Below are 24,401 nucleotides of genomic sequence, written 5' to 3'. Positions count from 1 at the left end.
CAGGAGTATCGATGAGATAGTTTCAGAAAACATGGTTTCTTCATTCCTATCTTCAATTGTAAAGTTGAAATTTATTTCATAAACTTCCTGTGTTTTCATGCCAAAGGCATTTATCACAGAACTTGTCGAACTGGCCCGATTGTTGAATGGACACTTTATACTTAATACAATCCGTTGCTTGGAGTGCAGGCGTCGACTCCAGCGGGAACAGCGCGAGCTGAAAGCCCCGCAGGTAGCGAAGCGGACGAGGAGATTGAAGCCGTGCCCGCGGAAAGCGTACGCCGGAACGCAAAGCAACAGTTTTCTACATTCGATTTTGGCCTGTTTGTTGAATACTAAATATATATTTTACCTACTCTTATCATACCATAATTTCCACATAAATCCTTTTTTAATATAGAAAAGCACCGCTATTTGCGATGCTGATAATTGTTTTAATTCAATGTTATTTCGCTTGTCAATTCAAATTTTGTACCAGTGAACTGAACGGGTTCTCATTTGAGTTTACTAACTTTTTTTATATGTTAATCAATGAAATACAATGGTTTTATTTCCCTCTACAATAATTCGGTTTTCAAGATGCCACTTTACTGCTTTTACGAGTACACGTCGTTCAATTCGGCTACCAATCTTTTTTAAATCGGCCACAGTATCGCGGTGATCTACCCTCTCGATATCCTGTTCAATAATCGGGCCTTCATCAAGGTCATTGGTAACATAGTGCGAAGTCGCACCGATTAGCTTTACACCACGAGCATATGCGCGTTCATAAGGTCCTGCTCCAATAAATGCTGGTAAAAATGAATGGTGAATGTTAATAATTCGGTTTTTAAAGTGGGTAACAAACTCAGGAGTAAGAATTTGCATATATCGAGCCAATATTAGTAAATCTACATCATACTCATCCATGAGGCGAATCTGCTCTTCTTCAACTTGCTTTCGAATGTCTTTGTTTGCAGGAATATAATGGAATGGAATCCCCATTGATTCTACCATTTCTCTTGCATCTTCATGATTACTAATAACGACAACGATATCTGTATCCAAGTCCCCATTTTGCCATTCCCATAACACTTCCATTAAACAATGCGTTTCTTTAGATACAAAAACGGCAGAACGAACTTGTTCATTTCCATAAGAGAATTTAAAATCCATAGAATGATTAGCGGCAAGTGTAGCAAAATCCATTTCCAACTGATGCGCCTTATCAATTAATCCAGGGCAGTGAAACTCAATGCGAATAAAAAATGTCCCGCTTTCAGGATCACTAGTGTATTGACTAGATTCAATAATATTTGCATCATGCTTATGTAAAAATGTCGAAACTGCGGAAACAATACCAGGTTTATCCGGACATTTCACTAATAATCGACCCTGGTCATGCAGATTTGCCTTTTTCTTTATATTAATTTTCATTGTATGTAGTTCTCCCCTTAATAAAAGTTGTAACTATTTATTATGGGCTAATAAATAGACCATTGCAATGTTTATGCTAAGACTTAAAAGAGGCTACCTTTTGGATAGCCCCTGACCACTATTTATTGTATGTTTCACTTCACATATTTAAGCATTCACATCTATTCGTGCGCTGTTTAATTTTAAGTTTATCAATTCAAAACTTTAATTCTAACTTGTTTTCTTCCCCACTTCATTGCGCTTTCATAAGAGGGAATAAACACATCAATTTTATTGCCTTTTATGGCTCCGCCTGTATCCCCTGCAATCGCTTCTCCATAGCCTTCTACCCAAACTTTCGTACCTAATGGAATCACTCTTGGATCTACAGCCACTACTTTTTGATTTGGATTGGATCGTAAATCAATACCATATGCTGTGGTTCCTGAGCACCCTTTGCAATAGGCTGTATATGCAGTGGCCGTAACCGTCATTTCTTTTCCAACGCTTGCGGTTGATTCTGGAATGGCGGCTTTTGGCTTTACCGTTGTTTCTGCTGCTTTTGGTTTTGATGAATTTACGTTTCCTTGTTTGGTACTCGTCTTTTTGTTATTAACTGCTAACGTTCTATTTTCTTTTAAATGTACTATTTCTATTGTATCTTCATTGCCACTGACAATTAGTTCGTCACCAGGATGAATTAAATCCGTTGTTAATTCATTCCAATATACGAGTGCATTTAAAGATATTTCATGCGCTCGTGCAATTCGAGATAGATTGTCACCTTTTATGACAGTATAGATATCAGGTTTTATTTCCTTATGTGGATAGACCACTGTGGTTGCAACATCCAACGCTTCTTGAAATGGTACTTCAAGTTCCATAGATTCTTCCATGATGATTTTTGCTTCCTGTGAGAGATAGGTTTCGTCACCCGCTGTAAAAGGCGATGCATATGTTACTGAATAAGCTGAAAAGACTAAGATTGTTGCTACCAATATAATTTTTAAGTTAAACAATGTACTTCCTCCTTCTGTTATTCTTAAAGTTTGTCCAACAAGTATTGCCCCGAAACTCTGAAAAACAAACATTAGAAATAAAGAAAAAGAAACCCCGTTCCAAAACAATGACAATTCGTTTTGAAACAGAGCTTATTTATCTCATATCAAGTACAGTAGTACTTAATATGATATTTTAAGTTTACATTGACTTTAACACTACGAATAAATGGATTATTTCTTTTGAAAGCTTCTATAAACTCTTCCATTCCAATAGAAAAATGCACTTACTAATCCGCCTTTTTTTATCACTCTTTTTGCAATTCGTTTCACATTTTGTTGTTTATTCACTTTCCGATCAGAAAGATAGATACCTAACAAACCCTTAGTGATTAATTGATGGAATTTCTTATCGGGCAACTCTTTTATGTGTGTAATTGCTTCTCGAAAAAAATAAATGAGTCTATCGGCTAGTTCATTTTCATCCAAATAATAAAAGCAGAAGTTTAAATCTCCGCCTTCGCGATCTTCCTCTTGATCAATAAAATAATCTAATAAAATATGAAGGCCTTGAATATATGGAAAATAACCATCATGAATCATATCCGCATGCTTCGGTTCAAAGTCTTCACGTAGCGCATAAGAAACAAAACAAAAAATCCCTAAAGTAGAACCAGAGCAGGCGGCAAATTCATGCCATCCCATTGTTGGCAACTTAGTCTTATGCTCGGTAAACCAATTGATTAATCGATCCTCACGCTCTTCTTTTCGTACATGCTTATGGATTTGTAAATCACAATAATACTTACATAGTTCAAGTAAATATGGCTTTATCGTTTTGTAGTTCGGTACTTTACGTAAGGCCGACTGACAGGTTTGAATTAGTTCGACGAGATAACCACCATCCTCTCTGTCATCACGATTCCGGTAGTATGCTCTTATAGGTGCATCAATCGTTAATGCGTCCTCCATCGCCTCATGTAGGGCTGAGAAGTCGGCCGGGTCTAGTGATGTGCTTCTATCACACAAGTTATCCAAATAATCACTGATTGTCTGATAAGCAACAATAAATTGAATTGCTATGTCTTTTTGCTCTAAAGCAGCTAATCCCATTATTGAACCGCCTTCACAATGGAAGGTTTTATTTTCAATGCTTGATAGTGCTTGTTCTCTAAGTTCTGTGTTTGGAATTTTATTTGCAAGTTGTTTCCAATATTGAAGCTCCTTGTGAGCAATAGGTATAACCCTTCGATATACTTGGCTCATTAATGAAATCGGATGTACAGATAAAGCCATCTTCACAACACCTCATTTTCTAGTCGAAAGCATACTCTATATGTACTATCTTATCATCTATTTCATACAAAAAAGATGATTATGAAGGATATCACCTCTTTAATCACCTCTTCTGAAAGTTCATTTAAAACTCGTTAAGTAAATAGCTCCCTTTTCTTTCATTACATCAAAAGTATCATGATCTTTTGAAAATAATCTTACTGCATTACCTATTGAATCTGAGCCATCAAAAAAAATACCAAACTGATTGCTTTCCGGATATCCATAAATATAGCAGATCACTTTTTCATCTTTCATGAAAACGATTTGATTCATTCCTTCGCTAACCGTTTCACTAATTCGATCCCATTTGTATCCGATCGTTTCATAGATCTCATCTTTTGAAACGTAGGGATCAAAGCAATATACTACATCCCACTCAAAAGGAGTAAATTCTGATAGGTCCAACTGATTTCCTTCCACTACTTCAGCTAAGATTTTACCTTTAAGTAATTTGAAGTTTACGTCCCAGACATCTTTCTTGAGTAGATTAAATGCTAGAAGACAGATAATGACAAAAATGAATACCATAATATACTTCTTACTTTTCATAGGTTCGCCCCTCCCAACTTATTTAATTTAAGAAAGGTTCTTGCTTAGAAGATAGATTATTAGTAATTAAATTCAACAATTTATAAACGCCGTAACCGATTAGAACCCCAAAAGCATTTAAAATAATATCGTCAATATCCGAACTACGACCTATAAATAATTGCACAAACTCAATGAAACAAGGTACGATTATCCCCACACACAATATCTTTATAAATGACCGCCATCTTCTCCATAAATAAGGTAGAAAATAACCAATTGGAGAAAATAAAAAGACGTTCCCCGCAAGATTGAGTATAGAAATACTATTCCAATCATTGACACTTTCATTAGTTGGAGAAAAGTAATTGTTAATTGTATCAAAAGGCACCCAGTTTCTCCCTGCCATTTCATTTACTATATAAACATCAAAATAAAACTTTCCGGTTTCTGTAAGAATACCAGCACTCCATCTAGGTATAATTGTTTGAGATGCTAATCCAATACTATATAAAGTAAATATGGTTAAAATAAGTTCTCGTTTAAAATCTAAATTAGCTTTCTTTTTTTTTAGATAGAAAACCCTTCCCACACCATAAAAAGGAACTGCAACTAACATATAAAAAATCATGTTTTCTATGTAATGTCTGATTAACTCCATTATTTCCTCCTAATCGGATTGTAATTGAAAGAAAAGCACCCACATATATAACGTATAAAAATTAGGAATGTTTCTCAAATTAACAATTAATAAACCCCTTACGCTATTTCAGCATAAGGGGTTTGGGAACTAAGTTGTTTTAGTCTCTTGGAACAAATGTTTTGCAATCTGTTTCTTCACTGCTTGCAGCTCTTTTGCCTTTTTGACTAACGATATAAATCGATTTCGCATTACATTTGTCACCATGACCCCAAAACTTACAGTTATTCACTTCACATAAAATAACTTGGGACATTGCGTCACACCTCCTTATGTTAGGATGAACAAAAAGAGGTAAATGATACGCTTACTCTTTTGTAACCATTTCACCTTCACGTCTAAAGAATCCAAATATCCCAACTGTTTGTACAATGTTTGTAAATGCATTAGGATCTGTTTCAGTAATAATTGTTTCTAAATCATATAGTTCATAGCGTGTAATAACTAAATAAAGCATGTTTTTATTTTCCTGTGAATATCCACCTTTTGCAGGCAATATTGTGATTCCACGCACCATTTTTTGATGAATCGCTTTTATTAATTCTTCGGGTTTATTTGTCACAATCATTGCAGTTACTTTTTCATGACGCGTATGAATCGTATCGATTACAATTGTCGTTACATATAATGTTAACATTGTATACAACGCGTTTTCAGGTTCATATAAAATACCTGCTAAAACAATAATAACTCCATTTAGCATCAAAAAATATGTTCCTATTGGTTTGTCTTGTAATCGAGATAAGAACATCGCAACAATATCCATACCACCTGTCGAAGCGCCCAATTTCAATGAAATCCCAACACCAATTCCCGCAATAACCCCACCAAATACAGCGTTTAATATAATATCTTCCGAAACGGATAATACGGGGAGAATTTCTAGGAAAAAGGTTGCGAAAATAACTGAAACTATGCTGTAAATGGTAAATCCTTTACCTACTTTAAACCAACCTAAAACGAAAACAGGAATATTAAAAAGTAATAATAAAATACCGGTGCTTACGTTCAATCCTAAGTGATCTTCAAATACACTTGAAGCAATTTGCGCAGCACCTGCAAACCCACTGGCATAGACATTCGCATTAATTAAAAAGAAGTTAAGTGAAATCGCAACTAATAAAGAACCTAAAATAACAACAACAATTCGTTTCGCTTCTATAAAAAACATAAGTACCTCCTAAGTTTATCAGTTATGCCTCAGCATGGTTGGTTCCAATAAAACATGTTCCCTTTATTAACATCTATAGAGATAGATATTTCCAATTGGAAAAAGATATATAATATATAGAGATTTATTGTACTCAATTTCAAGTGAAATAGATACAAAAAAACTCAGTCAAATTTATCCGACTGAGTTAAGCACTTATTAGATCATTTTTAACAACGCTTCTTCACCTGTCATTCCTTCATGAATACCAAGTTTTTCTGCGGCAAGTGTGACAGATTCAAGTGGTGCTTTTAATAATTCATCAATTGTTTTGACGCCAACTGCGCGACCAGCAATGATATTTCGATCTCGTAACCGGGTATTCAATAACCCAACATCTAACGCTCCGCACATTATATACCCCAATTCGTTTGAAATAGTGAGCAATGTTGTTTTCGGTAATCGAACAGTGACAGTAGTAAAAGTGTGACCTTCAATAATAACTGATGTTAATGAAACCACCCAATCGTCCCCTCTCCACTCTATACATATGGAAAGGAATCTAAATCGGTTACACTCAAATTTGTAATAAACCCTGAATTGCTGAAATTAAAATAACACGCAAACTTATAATGAAAGTTGTGCGTGCCTTTAACCAAATTTGCTCCCTGAAGAAACCTTATATAACTTTTTCCAACTTACTGTTTCTTTCGTTTTTGACTTCATCAGTTGCCAAATCATATTTTTTTAATAAATGAAAGACTTCATTCAAAACGGATTGATCGCTTGCTTGTTCTAAAAACTGTTTGCATTTTTCATATAAACTTTTCGGAAGATGTGGCTGTTGATCTTCTAATTTTTGGCGTACATCTTCAACTTTATGATCAATTGGGCAGCTACTCATTAGATTCCCTCCATTTCAATTTAGCTTTTGTATAATCATCTGGTGTATCTATATCAAATAGTATACCAGAGTCTTCTACCTTAATTAGGATGCGATTGGGAATTCTATTCATGATTGATTTCCCTCCTGTATCCCCTTCTAACTCTGCAAAAAGATTTTGATTGATATTACCGAAAAAAACAGGATGTCCCGGAACGTTTTTATATGTTGGACGTATGACAAAAGGTGTTTCACTTTTATTCATTTGAATTTTTCCAGCTTTATAAATTAAATCAACTGTTTCCTCTGAGATAAAAGGTAAATCACTTAAAAACACCATTGCGTTTGAATGGTCTTCCTTTAAATATTCTACACCTTTTTTTAACGAAGAACTTTGTCCAGTGAGGTAATCCTTATTTTCTATCCACTTGAAACTAGTATTATCAATCTGGACTCTTGTTCTAATTTCTTCTGCCTGGTGTCCAATCACTGCAAGTACTTCAGCAAAGCGTTCATTTAGCAACCGATAAATTGTATGTTCTAAGAGCAAACTATCCCCTAGACGTAGAAGTTGTTTGGGCTCACCCATCCTACTAGAAGTCCCCGCCGCGAGAATAAGTGCAGAAATAGATTGATTCATCACGTGTCCTTTCATGATTCATAATATAAAGATTCGCTAATTTTTGTGGATGTACTCGGATCCTCGTAAAAAACCACCATTATGTCCGTTTCTAAGCGCGATTATTTCGGCTAGAATGCTGATTGCAATCTCTTCAGAAGAACTAGCGCCGATATCTAAACCAATTGGGCTATATACACGACTAAGTTGTTCCTCAGTAATAACAATACCTTCTTCTTCCAAAGCATCTATCATTCGGACTCTACGGGAGCGCGGACCAAGTACCCCAATATAAGGCGCCTGTGAATTAAGAACAAATTTTAAGGCTTCTTGATCACGTTCTAAATGGTGGTTCATCAAAATAACATATGAGCGAGTCCCAATATGAACCATCTCTTTATATGCAGTATCATTCGTTACGATTCTTGTTGTGTTTGGAAAACGCTCTTCACTATTGTAAAAAGCCCTTGAATCGACAACAGTTGTTCTCAGTCCTAGTGAAACACTGTAATTTGCAACTGGAATTGCATCATGGCCCGCCCCAAAAATTAGTATATTGATTGGAGGTATGTACACATCGATAAAAACACTTATTTCTTCTTGCTCTGAAAGTGCAAACGTTAGAGTTTCAGATTTCGGTGTTTTAGTATTCATTTTAATTAAAGCTAATTCTCTAATTTGCTGATTAATCGTTTCACTTCCAAGATGTCCGATCTGTGTACCCTTCTCAGAAATAAACATACGAAACCCGTCCTGAATTGTTACAGGTTTCTCCGTTTCCAATATCGTCGCAAGTACACAGGATTCCTCTTGATTGACACTCGTCAGCCAGGCTTCAAACGCGGATTCCTTAGCCATTTATCTCTCACCCTTTGATTCTGATTTTTATGAAATAGGTTCTATATATATTTCTACTTTACCAGGACAACCTAGTCCTAATCCCCATACGAGATCTTCGTCCATATCGTAAAATTTTAGTTCAGGTTTACCCGTTTCGATGACCTGCTTTGCAATCTCTGCAACGTCGGATTCTAAACAACCACCAGATATCATTCCAGTTCTGTTTTCATCTTCGTCGATAAGCATTTTCGCACCTTCGCGTCTATACGCTGATCCGTACACACGGACAACTGTTGCCAATGCAGATTTCTTCTGCATTTCTTTGTTTTTTGCTAACGCTTTATATACTAACGCATTCTCTAGCAAACGATTTACCTCCTAATTTTTATTTGATGACCAAGTTGATGAAACCCAGAGGCAGAAGTTGCTTCGGTAAATAAATCGATAAAAGGAAGTGCTGTTTGCATGCCTTTTGCAATAGGTTCATAACCCTTAAGATTAAGCAATGGATTTAGCCAAACAACAGCAGAAGTTCGTTGATAGATCTCTTTCATAGCGGTATGTAGGTGATCCATTTTACCAGCATCCAATCCATCGCTTGCAATGAGAATAACTGTGTTTTTCTTCACGTGGATTCCATATTGCTGTACGAAAGAGTATAGGGACTCACCAATACAAGTACCTCCACCCCATTCACTTCCGTTCATTGTAAGAATAGGATAGTCATCATGTTTTGTTCTGTTAAATTGATCTGTTACACGTCGTAACTTTGTTGAAAAGAGAAAAACCTCTACATTAGCTGCATTTTTGGTCATCGCATATGCAAACTGTAAAAATGGTTGTGCGTAAGTTGCCATCGACCGACTGCTATCACATAGTAAAATATAATTTGCCTTTTCCTTTGATCGACCTGTCCAAACTGGTTTGATTGGATAGCCACCCAATTGAATACTTTGGCGCATAGTTCTTCTGACATCAAATGTCGATCCCGTTGTCTTTACCTTATGTCTGCGTGATTGTTTTAAGTTGATTCGCTGAACAAACATTTTCGCTGCTTTCATCATCTCATCGAATTGATGCGAGGTTACACGGACTTGGATTTCTTGGTCCTCTTTCTTACCAAAATTTGTAGGTACCCAAACCGTCATTTTCTTTTGTTCTACATCCGAATGTTCGCTAGATGATTCATTTTGCTCTCTGCTGCTTACCATTGGATTCTTTGAACTTTGTTCATTTGATTCTACGGTACGATCTACTTTATTTTCAATTTCATTTGTTTTTCTTTCTTCAGATAGAAAATGCAGAAGATCATCTGTTTTTGTATCCTCATTGTTATTCAAAAAGAATCGGATGAAAGCATGATCGAATAGTTCTTGTTCTGCCCTACTCGAACATAGTACGATTTGAAGTGCTAACCTAAATTGCTGGCGGTCCGATATGTCAACAAATTCAAGCGATTTTAGTGCATCGCTCATTTCTTTTGTGCCGATTAAAAAGCCTTTGTCTCGCAAATAGCGAAAGAATGACAATAGGTATGTAGATAGGTTTTCAGTTTGTTCCATTCAGGTTCCTCCTTCGATGCAAAGTTTTGCATATTAACGTAAGAGTGTACCTTGTTGCAACTCTTTTTCGACAGTTTGCCAATCATCTTGGTTCTTCAAAAAACAACCAAGCGTTTCTAAAACCGTTTCTTTGCTTAACTCACTTCGATGCATCGAGATAAGCGCTTGTGCCCAGTCCAAACTTTCAGCGACTCCTGGGAGTTTCTGTAGGGGCATTTCACGTATTCTTTCCATTAATTTTGCAATCTGTACCGCTAAATTATTATCGATGTCTGGCAGGCGGGTTTGAAGAATTTCCGCTTCTTTCTTAAAGTCCGGATAGGTTACCCATTGATATAGACAACGTCTACGTAGTGCATCACTAAGTTCTCGCGTTCGATTCGATGTTAAAATAACATAAGGACGATGCTTGGCTTTAATTGTTCCTAATTCAGGTATAGTTATTTGAAACTCCGCAAGCGCTTCTAGAAGAAATGCTTCAAACGCCTCGTCTGCACGATCCACTTCATCAATTAATAAAACAGGTGGTGCATCTTCCTCCATAAATGCCTCTAAAATAGGACGCGTTAAAAGGAAGTCCTTCCCAAATATATCAGCCTCTCGTTTTGTCAGCGATGCTTCTGTGTTTTCAGTCATACGAATATGCAACATTTGTTTTGCATAATTCCATTCGTACAATGCATTATTAACATCCAAACCTTCATAACATTGAAGTCTAATTAGCTTTGTATTTAAGGATTTAGCTAAAACTTTAGCGATTTCAGTCTTTCCAACTCCAGCTGGTCCTTCTACTAACAAAGGTTTTTGAAGAGACTTAACAAGATGTAATGCGGTTAAAATGGGTTGGTCTGTAATATATCCATGTTCTTTAAAAGTTGCTTCTATTGAATTGTTTTGTTCCTTCATTTCGACCACCCCCGTAGATACGTAAGTTAAAATTGAAAAACACTGGGAGTTACATGCTAACAACTCATGTAACTTCCAGCTCTATTTAATTAAAGTAAAACTGACTTCAGTGCACGAGCCGTATAGACTTTACTTAAGTTTTCACGGTATTGTTCAGAAGCGAATTGATCGCTCCCCATTTCTCCGTCTTCAATAGCTAATTCTGAAGCAGATTCAATCACTTCTTCCGACGCTTTTTGACCGATTAATGCATCCTCAACTGCTACAGCACGATAAGATACTTCTCCTACCCCTGTAATTCCAACTCTTGCATAATCAATTACTCCGTTCGCATCTACACCAACAACTGCGGCGACTCCTACAACTGGATAACCAGTTGCATGATGAAAGAACTTCAAATACGTTGACTTTGCATGAATTGGCGGAATTTCAAAGCTGACTCCAGTTACAATGCTGTTTTCAGGGAGCAGCGTAATAAGTGGACCGAGTGTAAAGCCGTCAACACTCATTACGTCCGAACCGTCTTCCCCTTCAATAATCAGCTCAGCATTTAAAGCAAGTGCTGGAGCTGGTAAATCTGCTACGGGGTCACCATGTGCGATATTTCCGCCAATTGTACCTCGGTTGCGAATTTGTATGTCCCCAATTTGAGCGGCAGCTTCTGAAAGCACCGGAATTTTCTCATTAACGATAGGATCATTTGCTACTTCAAAATGAGTTGTCATTGCACCAACAACAACACGGTCTCCTTTTATCTTTACCCCTTTTAATTCAGAGATTCGACTAATGTCAACCAATTGTCCAGGTTCTGTAAGTCTGAACTTCATTAATGGAAGTAAACTATGACCCCCTGCGATAATTTTCGCTTCGCCATCACTCTTCGATAAAAGTTCAATAGCTTGTTTCACTGATTCTGCACGAACGTAATCGAATTTAGTAGGTATCAATTCGTTCCCCTCCCATTTTGAATAACTTGCCAAACCTTTTCAGGAGTTAACGGCATTTCAATATCTGTGACTCCATAAGGTTCAAGGGCATCTACAACTGCGTTCATAACGGCAGGTATCGATGCTGTTGTCCCAGTTTCACCGATTCCTTTTGCACCAAGTGGATTTACTGGTGACAAAGTTTCCGTGAAAGCGGTTTCGATATGTGGGAAGAATCGTGCTTTCGGCATTGCGTAATCCATAAATGAACCCGTTTGTAACTGTCCCGTGTCACTATAGGTAATACCTTCCCAAAGTGCTTGACCCACTCCTTGAGCAATTCCTCCGTGTACCTGTCCTTCAGACGTAAGTGGGTTGATTACACGACCAACATCGTCGACAGCTAAATAACGCTGAAGATCAATTTCACCCGTGTCTTTATCTACTTCTACTACGACAATATGCGTTCCAAACGGATACACAAAGTTAGAAGGATCAAAGAAAGCTTGTGTTTCAAGTGAAGGTTCCATATCTTCAGGTAAGTTCCAAGCGAAGTTTGCTGATTTTGCAATTTCTTGGAATGTACGTTGCTGACCTGGTACACCTTTCACTTGGAAAATACCGTCTGTTAAATCAATATCCTCAACAGATACTTCTAACTCGTGCGCCGCGATTTTCTTCGCTTTGTCAACAAGTCGATCTGCAGCTATAGATACTGCTCCTCCACCAACGGCGACAGAACGTGAACCGTATGTTCCCCAGCCCATTGAAATTGCTCTTGTGTCATTAAACACAAAGTCAATGTCTTCCATCGGTACACCTAATTTATCGGAAACAATTTGAGAGAATGTTGTATCATGTCCTTGGCCATGAGGTGAAGTTCCTGTATAGACATTCACTTTACCTGATGGATGAACTCTCACTGTTGAGTTTTCCCAAACTCCACCCTGGAAACCAATTGCCCCGGCTACAGCTGAAGGACCAAATCCACACAGTTCAACATAGGTTGACATTCCTATGCCTACTAGTCTACCTTCTTTACGTTTAGCTTCTTGATCTGCTAATAACTTTTTATAATCAATCATCTCAAGTGCCTTGTCTAACGGTTTCTCATAGTCACCGCTATCGTAAACTAACCCCTGAGCGTTTGTATATGGGAATGCTTCTTTTTTGGCAAAGTTCTTTCTTCTAATTTCAATTGGATCCATACCAATCTTCTTCGCAAATAAACTAATCGCACGTTCAATTTGGTAAGTAGATTCTGGTTTCCCAGCTCCACGATATGCATCTGTAGGTGTTGTATTCGTATAGACACCAAATGTTTCACAGGATGCTTTAGGAATATCGTATGCACCCGTAATCATTAATCCGAAGTCAATCGTTGAAACACCAGGTCCCATTGTCGATAAGTAAGCGCCCATATTTGCAGTGTTCTTAACGCGGAGAGCCGTTAACTTACCATCTTTAGTTCCTGCCAATTCGACATCAATTATTTCATCACGGCCATGGTTGGACGCCGAAAAATGTTCGTTTCTTTCTTCAATCCATTTTACTGGTCTGTGAAGATCTCGTGCAGCGTATCCGACTAATGCCTCATCTGGATATACACCTATTTTCCCACCAAATCCGCCACCCATATCTGCAACGACGACTTGAAGTTTTGATTCAGAAATACTTAGTACTTCAGATAAAACCATTCTGTGAATATGAGGATTTTGCGAACTACACCAAAGCTTTAATTCCCCACTACCAGGGTTGTAGTCACCTATTGCGGAGCGCGTCTCCATAGGATTGGCTGCAACTCGTTGAACGTTAAAGCTAGCACGAAGTACAACTTCTGCATCATCGATATCTTTATCTTCAACTTCCCCTGCTTTCCAATGAAAAGCAATATTATCCTCAATGTCATCATGAACTAATGGTGCATTTTCAGACATTGCATTTTTTTGCTTTACAGACACTGGAAGAGTTTCGTATTCTACTTCAATTAAATCAAGGACATCCCGAACTGCATAACGACCTTCTCCAATTACAAGTACAACTCCATCCCCCACATATCTTACACGATCAATTGCAAGAGGGTATTGTGCTGCTTCTTTTAAGTTTGCACCAGGAACGAGCCAAGAGGATGGAATACGACCAATTTTTCCTTCCAAGTCTTTTCCAGTATAAATTTTGACAACCCCAGGTGCTTCCAATGCTTTTTCGATATTTATACTTTTAATTTTTGCATGAGCATGAGGACTTCGTAAAATAGCTGCATAGAGCATTCCTGTTAATTCGATATCATCAGCGAAATAACCGTTACCAGTTAGTAACTTAGGGTCTTCTTTTCTTTTTATACGTGCACCGACTTTTTTAGTCATCGTTTTACTCGTAATTTTTGTCATTGTGAAACCCCCTCTCCTGCTAGAGTTTTCCCTTCTGCTATCAATTTTGCTGCATGCTTTACTGCGCTAACAATAAACTGATAGCCTGTACAACGGCAAATAACACCTTCAAGTCCCATTCGAATTTCTTCATCTGTTGGATCAGGGTTTTCTTCGAGTAAGGCCATCATTGCAATCATTACTCCAGGTGTACAGTATCCACATTGCAAACCATGTTCTTCCCAAAATCCTGTTTGCATCGGACTTAAGTTCTCAACTGTCCCAAGTCCTTCTACAGTTGTAATCTCCATTCCATCTGCCTGTACGGCTAAGATCGTACAAGACTTTACAGCTTTACCGTTAACCATAATTGAACATGCTCCGCATTGGCTTGTATCACAACCAATATGTGTACCTGTTAATTTGAGATGATCACGAATAAAATGAACAAGTAGTGTCCTTGGTTCTACATCTGCACTTCTTTTTATTCCATTAATTGTTACACTAACATTTACGGCTTCAATCTCCATAAATTACACCCCCATAATGGTTTTTTATTCAAGTACAACTTACATTTGTTTCTAAGTTTTATAGTAAAATAGACTAGTAATTTTTTAGTCTACAAAACTTTTGGTTTCTTTTTCTATATCTTTAAAGAATTGGCCTATAACTACTTTTGCGACCCCACCGACGATACGCTGTCCAATAGATGCAAGTAACCCAGTCACTTCAACATCCGCGTTACAAGTAAGTAGGACACCGCCTTCTACTTCTTCTAAATTCATTTCTGCGTCCGCTTCAATTTCACCAGGTTTTCCTTTTGCATGAACGAGCAAACGATAAAAAGTAGGTTCTTTCATATCTACTTGTTTCACGTCGGCTGTGAATTCCCCTTTTATGGGACCAATATTAATACCAAGAACAGAATAAAATACATTTTCCTCGATTTCATCAAATACTTTACATCCAGGTAAAGCTTTTTGTAGCACTTCTTTGCTTTGAATAGTGTTCCAAAGCACTTCTTTTGTGACACCCTTAAATGTATACGTATGAACCATTTTCAAAATAACCAATCCCTTCATTTTTCCAAATAGTGTGACTATTATTTACGCATCACCCCCACGATTAGAATAGTTGAAATGAATATTCTATCAAACTGGAAAGTCACTAGTAGACTCTCCAGATTGCATAAGAGACAAACACTCAATAACAAACTAATTTGCTATACGTATTATAGAAAACACTTATTAAATAATAGTCTTTATAGGTACAATCTGAATATCATTTTTGTTTAATGCAGAAACTATAGCTTCAGCTAATTGTGGTGCACCTGGTGTATCACCGTGAATACAAATGGTTTCTGCTTCTATAGATGCATCTTTTCCGTCATGCGTAATTACCTTTTTCTCTTTAATCATTCTAACGACACGGTCTGCCATTTGATTATAGTCGGTTATAACAGAGCCTGTTCGTGTTAATACGATAGAGCCTTCTTCCGTATGCTCACGATCGGAATAGGCTTCTTTCGCAACAGGTATTCCCATTTTAATCGCTTCATCCATAAACACTGAGTTATTTAAAGCGAAAACGATCATTTCCGATTCAACATCATGAATGGATTCCAGAATAGCTCGGGCTATCTCTTTATCTACCATTGCACGCATAAATAATGCCCCGTGTGGCTTACAATGTTGAAGTTTCACATCATATATGGTTGCAAACTCTCTAAGTGCACCCATCTGATACGTAACGTAATCCCTTACCTCAGCGGGGGTACAAGCTAAATCACGTCGGCCGAAACCCAATAAATCAGGAAAACCAGGATGAACGCCAATACCTACGTCATACTTTTTGGCTAACTCAATCGTTTTACGCATAACATGAGGATCCCCTGCGTGAAATCCACATGCAATATTTGCGGAAGTGATGTACTTCATCATTTCCTCGTCATTTCCTTGTTCGAAGAGTCCAAAACTTTCTCCCATATCACAATTTAAATCAACTTTATACATATGAAAACCTCACTTCGCCTTAAGTGTTGTGCTAATTTCAGTTAAGAAATTCGTTGTATAGTTTCCACTTGTAAACTGTTCTGCATCCATGATTCTCTCAAGGAGTGGAAGGTTGGTTTTTATTCCTACCACTTCCATTTGCTCCAATGCATGTTTCATTTTAGTAATTGCAGCTTTTCGATCATCTCCATAAACAATAACCTTACCAATCATTGGATCATAAAAAGGAGATACAACGCTTCCCTCAACGACACCAAATTCCAGACGTGTTTCATCCGAAGGCAATGCTAATCGTTCGATTGTTCCAGGCGAAGGGAAATAAGTATCAGGATCTTCAGCATAAAGTCTACACTCTATTGAATGCCCACTTTTCTTAATTTCTTTTTGTTGTGCTGGAAGTGGTTCTCCTGCAGCAATTCTCAGTTGCCACTCAACCAAATCGGTTCCGGTAACCTCTTCAGTTATCGGATGTTCAACTTGCAATCTAGTATTCATTTCAAGGAAATAGAAGTTCTTCTCCCCATCAAAAATGAATTCCATTGTTCCAAGATTCGTATAACCAATTTTCTTTACGCCTAACAATGCTGTTGAAACCAACTTTTCTCTTAGTTCTTCGTCAAGAAAAGGTGAAGGGCTTTCTTCGACCACTTTTTGGTGTCTTCTTTGAACCGAGCATTCTCGTTCAAACAGATGTACTGCATTCCCATGAGTATCTGCAGCTATTTGTACTTCAATATGTCGAGGTTCTGTAATCCATTTTTCTAGAAATACAGCACCGTCACCGAAAAACGAAATCGCTTGTTGTTTCGTGCTTTTAAAAGTATTTTTTAGTTCATCACTATTTTGAACCAATTTCATTCCTATACCGCCGCCACCTGCACTCGCTTTCAGCATAAGTGGATACCCTAAATTTTCAGCAACTTCAAGCGCTTCTTCTATAGAATCTATCCCTTTTTCAGAACCTGGGACAACTGGAATTCCCGCCGCATGCATTTGAATGCGCGACTCCAGTTTACTTCCCATTAATTTCATTACTTCTGCTGTAGGTCCGATGAAAACAATGCCTTCTTCTTCACAACGGTTAACAAATGCCGGGTTTTCTGATAAAAAACCATATCCCGGGTGAATTGCATTTGCATTTGTTTCTTTTGCTACTTTGATTACTTTTTCGATGTCTAAGTAACTCTTCTTAGCTTGGCTTTCTCCGATACAAACTGCCTCTGTCGCCTCTTTCACAAATGGAGCATTTGAATCTGCATCGGAATAGATAGCAACAGTTTGAATGCCTAATCGGTTACATGTGCGAATAATTCTTCGAGCAATTTCTCCTCTGTTTGCAATTAATATTTTATCAAAAAGACCCATCTATTATTTCACCTCCTATATCATTCACTTTGTTCAATAAGCACTGCAAGTTCTTGCCCTGCATCTACCATTGCTTCGTGCTCTGTTAAAAACTTTTCAAGAATACCCGCCTTTTCAGCCTTTACTTCGTAAAACGTTTTCATAACTTCAATTAGCCCGATTGTATCGCCAACTGCAACCGAATCACCTTCATTAAAATACAAATCCTCATCTGGAGACGGTCTACGATAAAAAACTCCTGGAATTGCTGCCAATACCTTTGTTGATTCACTCATTACGAATTCCTCCTAATATCTTAGTTAAGCTGTTGTTTAATTTCTTCAAGTTGATCTTTTACCTCTTTACGTGCGGCAAGTGCTTCGTCAATCGTTACTGAAATGAATCGAACGGATTCATTCGTTTTGATTTGTCCCATTTTATTTAAATCTGTACTAATTATTGTTGCGATTGTAGCATAACCGCCACCCGTAACTGCATCATTTAATAATGCAATAGGCTCTACTCCATCAGGTACTTGAATTGACCCGATTGGGTAACCTAAATCCACAACGTTTGAAGGATTACTTCCTGCCCCGAATGGTTGTTCCCGGTCCACAAAATTTAAACGCTCTCCACTAAAACGATAACCTACACGGTTAGCTTCTGGTGTTACCTTCCAATCAATGGAGAAAAAACGGTTTTTACTTTCTTCCGTTAGACGATAGCTACATAGACCAAGGATGACCCGTATTTCATGGTTCTTAGAAAATGTAGGAATGTTCTTCTCGTCGATTCGAGTTCCAAATTTTACCGATCGCTCGTTATCTGTACCTACTTCAAGCTTGTCGTTTACCTGAAGTTGTCGCCCTTCAAATCCACCTATCCCACATAAAGTATAAGTAGACCTTGAACCCATAATTTTCGGAACATTTATACCGCCTGCAACAGCAAGATAAACTCTTGCCCCTTGTTTTACAAAATCAAATGACAACTGGTCGCCTGCTTTTACCTCCAACGTTTCCCACATTGGAACAAGTTCGCCATTAATTTTAGGTGGAATTTCTCCACCAGTTAAAGCAATCACAGCATCTTCTTTAAATTCAAGAGTTGGTCCGAGATAAGTGATTTCCAAAGTGGCAGCGTTTTCATGATTCCCTACAAGTAAATTACTTACTGTGTATGAGTACTTATCCATCGCACCTGAAGGAGGCATTCCAACTTCATAATATCCAATTCTTCCACCATCTTGAACTGTTGTTTGTAACCCAGGATTAATTACGTGAATCATGCATATAACCTCCTTAACACATCTTCAGAAAACCCTTTTGGATCTTCAAGTACTTTTTGTGGTGTAAACGTGATGTCTTTCGTTAAGTATCTGAATGTTCCATCTTCTACTTGCTTACGAATTTCTTCGTATTCTTCCATAGTTATACTCCGGTATCTAAATATATCGCCTTGTCTTGGAAAAGTAATGTCATCTTGAAAATCATATGATCGTTGCTCTTTTTCAAAAATTGGAGTTGCAGATGTTCCGAATAACTGGTATCCACCAGCACCTTGAACAGGATAAATTACCGCAAATGCTCCACCGTATCCAAATGCTCTTTCTGGTGTAAATGTACGTGGACGCACGTATTTCGGTACTTCAATTTGTTGTTCTCTTGGTACCATTTGATAACACCAAGGCAACCCAGGTACAAAACCTATCATCGTAACTAAGTACGGCGAATCAGTAATTGCTTTTATCAAATCTTCTTTCGAATCAAATCCATTTATTCGTGCAGAGTATTCTAAATCCGTTGATGTAGGATCCTGATGTCGATCTCTAAATCTCATAAGCGCTTCATTTGTCCATGGGTCATCAAATAAAATCGGTACATCAACAATCCGCGCAGAAATTTCAAAATCATTTACTGACACTGTTTTTTCAAGATCTTTTAATTTAGCAATGAGCTCGTCTGGATGAATAACATCTGGGTCAAAGCGAATCATGTAAGACGCGTTTGATGGACAAATATCAACGATTCCTGGAAGATTCTCCTCTCTTAACTTCTCAGTTATTGCCATTGCTTGAAAGTTAATTTCCATACTCATTTCTTCTGATAATTCTACAAAGATAAACTCATCTCCACCATACTCATAACGGGTCATTTATACTCCACCTCTCACTTTTAGTAAACGTGTAACTTTCTGTTTGCTTCATTATTTAGAGCTAGTATTTTAATTCGCCTTTTAAGTAACCAGAATTTTCATAACCTTCCAATCTTGTAATCCTATTTTACTATGACCTTTAATACTAGTCAAAGTAAGTGTAGAAGAATCAGTTATTTACCTTCAAAGGTTTCCAATTGACAAGTACTTCGTCTCTAAATATGGCTCAATACCTTCAGTTCCACCTTCGCGACCAAGTCCACTTTCTTTCATCCCACCAAAAGGCGCATGAGCAGCAGATGGTGCACCATCGTTCCAACCAATTATTCCGAAATCCAAATTATCATGTAAGAAAGTTCCAGTTTTATAGTCATTCGTGAAGAAGTAGGCGGCCAATCCGTATGGCGTACTATTCGCAATTTCCACAGCTTCTTCAAGTGTCTTAAAACTTGTTATCGGTGCAACTGGCCCAAATGTTTCCTCTTGCATGATATTCATAGTCGAATCAACGTTTTTTAATACAGTTGGATAAACGAAGAAGAATCCTTGTTCTTTGTCTGCATTATATTCATTTCCAACAAGTACTTCTGCACCTTTTGCTATTGCATCGTTCACTTGTTCTATAATTTTGTCGTATCCCTTTTCATTGATAATTGGTCCGACATCCGTTGACTCCTCTAATCCGTTTCCTACTTTAAGTTGTCTTGCAGCTTCAGCAAACTTTTCAGCAAAGACATCTACAATGTTTTCATGTACTAAAATCCGGTTCGCACAAACACAAGTTTGTCCAGCATTTCTAAATTTTGTCATGATGGTTTGAGCTACTGCAAAATCTATATCCGCATCTTCTGCAACGATAAGTGGTGCATGACCGCCTAACTCCATAGTTACGTGTTTAACTGTTTCCGCGCTTCCTTTAATTAAAGACTTCCCTACTGGTGTTGAACCAGTAAATGTAATTTTACGAACATAAGGACTTTCTGTAAATAGTTTACCTACAACGGATCCTCTTCCGTTTACGCACTGGATTACATCTTCTGGTATTCCAGCCTCGTGTGCCAGTTCAACAAGTCGAATTGTCGTTAATGGAGTTTCTTCAGCTGGTTTAACTATGAATGAACATCCCGCTGCTAAAGCAGGTGCAGCCTTTCGGGTCATCATCGCTGCCGGAAAATTCCATGGTGTAATTGCTGCTACTTGGCCTATCGGTTGTCTACTTACTACTATCCTTTTTGATTCAGCAGAAGCTGGAATTGTCCTACCGTACACTCGTGTCGCTTCTTCTGCGTACCAGTCAATATAGCTAGTTGCATAATTTACTTCTCCAATTGACTCAGACAAAGGTTTTCCATTTTCCATCGTCATTACTTTAGCGATTTCATCTTTATTATCTTGAACAAGTTGCGACCACTTTTTTAATAACCTTGAACGTTCATGGGCATTAATTTTCGACCATTTCTTAAACCCTTTTTGTCCATTTTCAAGCGCCTGATTAATTTCCTCTTCTGTATGTCTTGTCACCTCTTGAATTAATTGACCAGTGGCTGGGTTTTTTACATTGATTTTCGAAACCATTCGTTAACACTCCTTTTTTGATTCTATTAGGAAGTTCTAATTTTATTGATTAAATGCAGCTTCTAAAATAGTTATTCCTTTAGCTAGTTCTTCGTCGGTAATTACTAATGGTGCTAAGAAACGGATAACGTTGCTCTTTAAACCCGCAGAGAGAAGTAATAATCCATTTGCATTCGCATATTGAACAATTTGAGCCGTTTTTTCTTTGTTCGGAAGTCGATTCGATCTATTTTCTACAATTTCAACAGCAACCATTGATCCTAGACGGCGAACTTCACCAACAAAGTTATGTTTCTCACTAAACTCATTTAACTTATCTTCTAATTTTTGACCCAATGCTTCTGATTTATTTAGTAAATCTTCTTCTTCAATAATATCGATCACTGCAAGCGCTGCTGCACATGCAACTGGGCTTCCCGCATAGGTTCCACCTAATTCTCCAGGAGCAGCAGAATTTAAAATCTCTGTTCGCCCAACAACGCCACTCAAAGGCAAACCTGCTGCAAGTGACTTAGATACAGTAGTCAAATCCGCTACAACATCAAATTGTTCCATTGCGAACATTGTTCCTGTTCGACCAAACCCAGTTTGAATTTCGTCTGCAACGAAAACAATTCCATGCTCTTTACAAAATTCGCTTACTGCTTGAACAAACTTCTTAGGAGGGATAACAAATCCACCTTCCCCTTGAACTGGTTCCATAACTACACATGCAACAGTTTCTGGTGCAACAGTAGAGATAAAGAAATCTTTGAATTCTTCAATTACGCGATCTACATATGCTTCTTCAGACATTTCACTTGGTTTTTGATAAACATAAGGATAAGGAGCTTGATAGATTTCCGGTGTGAAAGGACCGAAACCAAACTTATATGGCTTTACTTTACTTGTCATTCCCATTGTAAGATTTGTTCGACCGTGAAAGCCACGAACAAATGAAACTACCGCTTGTCTTCCAGTATATTTACGTGAAACTTTGATAGCGTTTTCAACAGCTTCCGCACCTGAGTTAAATAGGATTGCTTGTTTTTCAAATGTTCCTGGTGTAATTTCACATAATTTCTCAGCAAGTTCGATATATCCTTCGTACATCATTACATTAAACCCAGGATGAAGGAACTTCTCAACTTGGTTATTTACTGCTTTCGTTACTTTAGGATGGCTATGACCTACGTTAAGGGTACCAATTGCAGCTGCAAAATCAATCCATTCTTTTTGATTGATATCTGTGATCGTGGCACCAACCGCAGAATGAGCAATATTTAAATTCCCATTACTTACACCTTGTGGAACGAACTTCTTTCTTTTGTTTTGTAGCTCTTCAGTTGATAGTTTAGTAGTAACCATTACACTCTCTCCCTTGCTTCGATTTAATTCAAGTATCGCAATCATCTGATATAATGAAAAGTACCAGAGTTCATATTTTTTAGGTACCAGATTAGGGGGATTATTTTGATTTTTTCGAAGCTTATACTTAATTCAGATCACCAGGCTTTTATTTATCAACAAATATACAAAGATATTAAAGATAAAATACTAGATGGAAAGCTTCCGTCTCATGAAAAATTGCCATCTAAAAGAAAGCTAGCAAATCAGATGCAAGTGAGTGTGAACTCCGTTACCAACGCCTATGAACAATTACTTGCTGAAGGTTACATCTATTCTCTAGAAAGAAGAGGGTATTATGTTGAGCACATTACACAGTTCATAGCTAAGGATAATACGTTGCAAAGCAAATTACCTAAGGAATTAAAAGAAGAACCTATAAGTAAAGTAGGATGGCTATCTCTTTCCCATATGACTTCAGACATTTCGCTGTTCCCTTTTAAAGAGTGGATAAAAAGCCAAGAGAAAGCGATTACTAATCACAAAATCGAACTGACGGAAATAACACACCCACAAGGTCCTTATTTAGTTCGAAAGTCGATTGCACAACTCATAGCGTTAACAAGAGGTGTCATATGTAAGCCGGAACAAATTGTGATTGGCGCAGGCACTCAGTCTTTACTTCGCAACTTAATGAGCATGCAACATCCAAAAACATCCGTAGCTATTGAAAATCCTGGATATTCACGTTTTTATACGATGCTAAAGAAATTAGATCTAGATGTTTTACCGATTGAATTGGATGAGGAAGGGATAGATATTAACGAAATCGAAAATTCGGAGGCACGTTTTGTTTTTGTAACGCCATCGCATCAGTTTCCAACAGGGACAATTATGTCTATTTCAAGACGGATCGAATTATTGAATTGGTCAATCGCATCCAACAAACGCTATATTATTGAAGATGATTATGATAGCGAATTCAAATACAAAACGGATAATATTCCATCTCTCCAAAGTTTAGATCGGAACCAACGAGTTATTTACACGGGTTCATTTTCCAAAACGATGCTTCCAGGTTTTCGTATCAGTTACATGGTTTTACCCCCAGAAGTGTTAAAGGAATACCGTCACCATTTTTCTGACTTCATTCAAGACAGTAATTCACTCGGCTTATTTTCGATGCATTACTTCATTGAAGACGGTGAATATGCAAAACACGTACGCAGAATGAATCATCATTATGAAATGAAACGAAAACTATTAATAAAACAACTTCAACTTCAATTTGGCGATTCTATCCATATAGAAGATATCCCTGCAGGTTTGCATTTTTTAGCTTATTTTGAAACTTCCAAAAGCTATGATGAAGTGGAAAAAAGAGCTCAATTTGAAAAACTTGAAATCTATTCAATGAAGCGTTTCATGTTAAATGAAAATGAACTAGTGAAAGATAGAGTAGATTTAGTTATTGGATTTGCTAATATTAATGAGGAAAACATTACTGAGGCAGTAACGCGTTTATACACTATAATTCATAATTAGACAAAAGCCCTTTGGCGTTCATAATATTCCAATCGTTTGAAAGTAATTAAACACACAAAGAGAGCCCGAATTCGCATTGAATTGGACTCTTGTAAACGCTATACTAGAATGGACAGTTATCGCCAAACAAGATTGAACACTTTTCGACACTAAATAACCCTACTAATCTATACTTATAGTTAAGATTAGGGGGATCGAAAGGTGAAAAAATTAATGTTATATCTAGAAATT

At 37.5% G+C, this 24,401-nt stretch carries 26 protein-coding genes; 1 reads left to right on the top strand and 25 read right to left on the bottom strand.

Annotation, left to right across the window (positions count from 1 at the left end; translation table 11 throughout):
* Positions 1–528 precede the first annotated feature (528 nt).
* From purU to gabT, 25 genes are all read right to left on the bottom strand, one after another.
* Complete coding sequence (gene purU / locus ACXYMX_RS15825; RefSeq protein WP_459045210.1) at positions 529–1,416, bottom strand: formyltetrahydrofolate deformylase; 888 nt, start codon at positions 1,414–1,416, stop codon at positions 529–531.
* A gap of 191 nt (positions 1,417–1,607) precedes the next feature.
* Positions 1,608–2,414, bottom strand: a complete 807-nt coding sequence (locus ACXYMX_RS15820) for a 3D domain-containing protein (protein WP_459045209.1) — start codon at positions 2,412–2,414, stop codon at positions 1,608–1,610.
* Positions 2,415–2,627: 213 nt separating this feature from the next.
* A complete protein-coding gene (locus ACXYMX_RS15815; RefSeq protein WP_459045208.1) occupies positions 2,628–3,689 on the bottom strand; it encodes a tetraprenyl-beta-curcumene synthase family protein in 1,062 nt (353 codons plus the stop codon).
* A gap of 120 nt (positions 3,690–3,809) precedes the next feature.
* The gene (locus ACXYMX_RS15810) at positions 3,810–4,280 is read right to left on the bottom strand and encodes a hypothetical protein (protein ID WP_459045207.1); all 471 of its coding nucleotides are present in this window, start codon (positions 4,278–4,280) and stop codon (positions 3,810–3,812) included.
* 22 nt (positions 4,281–4,302) lie between these two features.
* A complete protein-coding gene (locus tag ACXYMX_RS15805) occupies positions 4,303–4,920 on the bottom strand; it encodes a VanZ family protein (RefSeq protein WP_459045206.1) in 618 nt (205 codons plus the stop codon).
* A gap of 139 nt (positions 4,921–5,059) precedes the next feature.
* Positions 5,060–5,215, bottom strand: a complete 156-nt coding sequence (locus tag ACXYMX_RS15800; RefSeq protein WP_459045205.1) for a DUF1540 domain-containing protein — start codon at positions 5,213–5,215, stop codon at positions 5,060–5,062.
* Between the two features lie 51 nt (positions 5,216–5,266).
* Complete coding sequence (locus tag ACXYMX_RS15795) at positions 5,267–6,130, bottom strand: YitT family protein (RefSeq protein WP_459045204.1); 864 nt, start codon at positions 6,128–6,130, stop codon at positions 5,267–5,269.
* A gap of 198 nt (positions 6,131–6,328) precedes the next feature.
* The gene (locus ACXYMX_RS15790; protein WP_459045203.1) at positions 6,329–6,631 is read right to left on the bottom strand and encodes a YunC family protein; all 303 of its coding nucleotides are present in this window, start codon (positions 6,629–6,631) and stop codon (positions 6,329–6,331) included.
* A 157-nt stretch (positions 6,632–6,788) separates the two neighbouring features.
* Entirely contained in the window at positions 6,789–7,013 is a 225-nt protein-coding gene (locus ACXYMX_RS15785) for a hypothetical protein (RefSeq protein ID WP_459045202.1), read from the bottom strand.
* Complete coding sequence (locus ACXYMX_RS15780; protein ID WP_459045201.1) at positions 7,006–7,632, bottom strand: nucleotidyltransferase family protein; 627 nt, start codon at positions 7,630–7,632, stop codon at positions 7,006–7,008. Before ACXYMX_RS15780 ends, ACXYMX_RS15785 begins: the two co-directional genes overlap by 8 nt.
* A 36-nt stretch (positions 7,633–7,668) precedes the next feature.
* Entirely contained in the window at positions 7,669–8,469 is an 801-nt protein-coding gene (locus ACXYMX_RS15775; protein ID WP_459045200.1) for an XdhC family protein, read from the bottom strand.
* Between the two features lie 27 nt (positions 8,470–8,496).
* The gene (locus tag ACXYMX_RS15770; protein ID WP_459045199.1) at positions 8,497–8,817 is read right to left on the bottom strand and encodes an XdhC family protein; all 321 of its coding nucleotides are present in this window, start codon (positions 8,815–8,817) and stop codon (positions 8,497–8,499) included.
* Positions 8,818–8,822: 5 nt separating this feature from the next.
* Entirely contained in the window at positions 8,823–10,013 is a 1,191-nt protein-coding gene (locus tag ACXYMX_RS15765) for a vWA domain-containing protein (protein WP_459045198.1), read from the bottom strand.
* A gap of 33 nt (positions 10,014–10,046) precedes the next feature.
* Entirely contained in the window at positions 10,047–10,919 is an 873-nt protein-coding gene (locus tag ACXYMX_RS15760; RefSeq protein WP_459045197.1) for an AAA family ATPase, read from the bottom strand.
* Between the two features lie 89 nt (positions 10,920–11,008).
* Positions 11,009–11,866 (bottom strand): FAD binding domain-containing protein, encoded by an 858-nt coding sequence (locus ACXYMX_RS15755; protein ID WP_459045196.1) that lies wholly within the window; start codon positions 11,864–11,866, stop codon positions 11,009–11,011.
* On the bottom strand, positions 11,863–14,235 hold the full coding sequence (locus ACXYMX_RS15750; RefSeq protein WP_459045195.1) for a xanthine dehydrogenase family protein molybdopterin-binding subunit: 2,373 nt from the start codon (positions 14,233–14,235) through the stop codon (positions 11,863–11,865). Before ACXYMX_RS15750 ends, ACXYMX_RS15755 begins: the two co-directional genes overlap by 4 nt.
* Positions 14,232–14,744 carry a (2Fe-2S)-binding protein gene (locus tag ACXYMX_RS15745; protein ID WP_459045194.1) on the bottom strand — a complete coding sequence of 171 codons (513 nt, stop codon included), beginning with the start codon at positions 14,742–14,744 and terminating at the stop codon, positions 14,232–14,234. Before ACXYMX_RS15745 ends, ACXYMX_RS15750 begins: the two co-directional genes overlap by 4 nt.
* Before the next feature lie 84 nt (positions 14,745–14,828).
* Entirely contained in the window at positions 14,829–15,272 is a 444-nt protein-coding gene (locus ACXYMX_RS15740; RefSeq protein WP_459045211.1) for a CoxG family protein, read from the bottom strand.
* A gap of 189 nt (positions 15,273–15,461) precedes the next feature.
* Positions 15,462–16,226 (bottom strand): LamB/YcsF family protein, encoded by a 765-nt coding sequence (locus ACXYMX_RS15735; RefSeq protein WP_459045193.1) that lies wholly within the window; start codon positions 16,224–16,226, stop codon positions 15,462–15,464.
* A gap of 9 nt (positions 16,227–16,235) precedes the next feature.
* Positions 16,236–17,591 (bottom strand): acetyl-CoA carboxylase biotin carboxylase subunit, encoded by a 1,356-nt coding sequence (locus tag ACXYMX_RS15730; RefSeq protein WP_459045192.1) that lies wholly within the window; start codon positions 17,589–17,591, stop codon positions 16,236–16,238.
* A 20-nt stretch (positions 17,592–17,611) separates the two neighbouring features.
* Positions 17,612–17,866 carry an acetyl-CoA carboxylase gene (locus ACXYMX_RS15725; protein ID WP_459045191.1) on the bottom strand — a complete coding sequence of 85 codons (255 nt, stop codon included), beginning with the start codon at positions 17,864–17,866 and terminating at the stop codon, positions 17,612–17,614.
* 20 nt (positions 17,867–17,886) lie between these two features.
* Positions 17,887–18,858: a 5-oxoprolinase subunit C family protein gene (locus ACXYMX_RS15720; RefSeq protein ID WP_459045190.1), complete on the bottom strand. Its 972-nt coding sequence runs from the start codon at positions 18,856–18,858 to the stop codon at positions 17,887–17,889.
* Complete coding sequence (locus tag ACXYMX_RS15715; protein WP_459045189.1) at positions 18,855–19,724, bottom strand: 5-oxoprolinase subunit B family protein; 870 nt, start codon at positions 19,722–19,724, stop codon at positions 18,855–18,857. The genes ACXYMX_RS15720 and ACXYMX_RS15715 overlap by 4 nt, the downstream gene beginning before the upstream one ends.
* A 183-nt stretch (positions 19,725–19,907) precedes the next feature.
* Positions 19,908–21,299, bottom strand: coding sequence for an NAD-dependent succinate-semialdehyde dehydrogenase (locus ACXYMX_RS15710; protein ID WP_459045188.1), 1,392 nt, complete (start codon positions 21,297–21,299; stop codon positions 19,908–19,910).
* Positions 21,300–21,341: 42 nt separating this feature from the next.
* The gene (gene gabT / locus ACXYMX_RS15705; RefSeq protein WP_459045187.1) at positions 21,342–22,646 is read right to left on the bottom strand and encodes a 4-aminobutyrate--2-oxoglutarate transaminase; all 1,305 of its coding nucleotides are present in this window, start codon (positions 22,644–22,646) and stop codon (positions 21,342–21,344) included.
* A gap of 105 nt (positions 22,647–22,751) precedes the next feature.
* On the opposite strand from gabT, the gene gabR reads away from it, so the two are divergent.
* Positions 22,752–24,170 (top strand): MocR-like transcriptional regulator GabR, encoded by a 1,419-nt coding sequence (gene gabR / locus ACXYMX_RS15700; RefSeq protein WP_459045186.1) that lies wholly within the window; start codon positions 22,752–22,754, stop codon positions 24,168–24,170.
* Positions 24,171–24,401 lie beyond the last annotated feature (231 nt).

It is taken from the genome of Sporosarcina sp. CAU 1771, from assembly GCF_054482775.1.
The sequence above is the reverse complement of the archived record's forward strand: the minus strand, read 5'-3'. Positions and strand labels throughout refer to the sequence as shown.

Excerpts from the sequence above, each read along its gene's own strand:
- ACXYMX_RS15815 (WP_459045208.1), bottom strand. The coding sequence starts at position 3,689 with ATGGCTTTATCTGTACATCCGATTTCATTAATGAGCCAAGTATATCGA.
- ACXYMX_RS15805 (WP_459045206.1), bottom strand. The coding sequence starts at position 4,920 with ATGGAGTTAATCAGACATTACATAGAAAACATGATTTTTTATATGTTA.
- ACXYMX_RS15780 (WP_459045201.1), bottom strand. The coding sequence starts at position 7,632 with ATGAATCAATCTATTTCTGCACTTATTCTCGCGGCGGGGACTTCTAGT.
- ACXYMX_RS15775 (WP_459045200.1), bottom strand. The coding sequence starts at position 8,469 with ATGGCTAAGGAATCCGCGTTTGAAGCCTGGCTGACGAGTGTCAATCAA.
- ACXYMX_RS15730 (WP_459045192.1), bottom strand. The coding sequence starts at position 17,591 with ATGGGTCTTTTTGATAAAATATTAATTGCAAACAGAGGAGAAATTGCT.
- ACXYMX_RS15810 (WP_459045207.1), bottom strand. The coding sequence starts at position 4,280 with ATGAAAAGTAAGAAGTATATTATGGTATTCATTTTTGTCATTATCTGT.
- ACXYMX_RS15735 (WP_459045193.1), bottom strand. The coding sequence starts at position 16,226 with ATGTATAAAGTTGATTTAAATTGTGATATGGGAGAAAGTTTTGGACTC.
- ACXYMX_RS15720 (WP_459045190.1), bottom strand. The coding sequence starts at position 18,858 with ATGATTCACGTAATTAATCCTGGGTTACAAACAACAGTTCAAGATGGT.
- ACXYMX_RS15725 (WP_459045191.1), bottom strand. The coding sequence starts at position 17,866 with ATGAGTGAATCAACAAAGGTATTGGCAGCAATTCCAGGAGTTTTTTAT.
- purU (WP_459045210.1), bottom strand. The coding sequence starts at position 1,416 with ATGAAAATTAATATAAAGAAAAAGGCAAATCTGCATGACCAGGGTCGA.
- ACXYMX_RS15750 (WP_459045195.1), bottom strand. The coding sequence starts at position 14,235 with ATGACAAAAATTACGAGTAAAACGATGACTAAAAAAGTCGGTGCACGT.
- ACXYMX_RS15795 (WP_459045204.1), bottom strand. The coding sequence starts at position 6,130 with ATGTTTTTTATAGAAGCGAAACGAATTGTTGTTGTTATTTTAGGTTCT.
- ACXYMX_RS15785 (WP_459045202.1), bottom strand. The coding sequence starts at position 7,013 with ATGAGTAGCTGCCCAATTGATCATAAAGTTGAAGATGTACGCCAAAAA.
- ACXYMX_RS15765 (WP_459045198.1), bottom strand. The coding sequence starts at position 10,013 with ATGGAACAAACTGAAAACCTATCTACATACCTATTGTCATTCTTTCGC.
- ACXYMX_RS15740 (WP_459045211.1), bottom strand. The coding sequence starts at position 15,272 with ATGGTTCATACGTATACATTTAAGGGTGTCACAAAAGAAGTGCTTTGG.
- ACXYMX_RS15800 (WP_459045205.1), bottom strand. The coding sequence starts at position 5,215 with ATGTCCCAAGTTATTTTATGTGAAGTGAATAACTGTAAGTTTTGGGGT.
- gabT (WP_459045187.1), bottom strand. The coding sequence starts at position 22,646 with ATGGTTACTACTAAACTATCAACTGAAGAGCTACAAAACAAAAGAAAG.
- ACXYMX_RS15710 (WP_459045188.1), bottom strand. The coding sequence starts at position 21,299 with ATGGTTTCGAAAATCAATGTAAAAAACCCAGCCACTGGTCAATTAATT.
- ACXYMX_RS15745 (WP_459045194.1), bottom strand. The coding sequence starts at position 14,744 with ATGGAGATTGAAGCCGTAAATGTTAGTGTAACAATTAATGGAATAAAA.
- ACXYMX_RS15715 (WP_459045189.1), bottom strand. The coding sequence starts at position 19,724 with ATGACCCGTTATGAGTATGGTGGAGATGAGTTTATCTTTGTAGAATTA.
- ACXYMX_RS15760 (WP_459045197.1), bottom strand. The coding sequence starts at position 10,919 with ATGAAGGAACAAAACAATTCAATAGAAGCAACTTTTAAAGAACATGGA.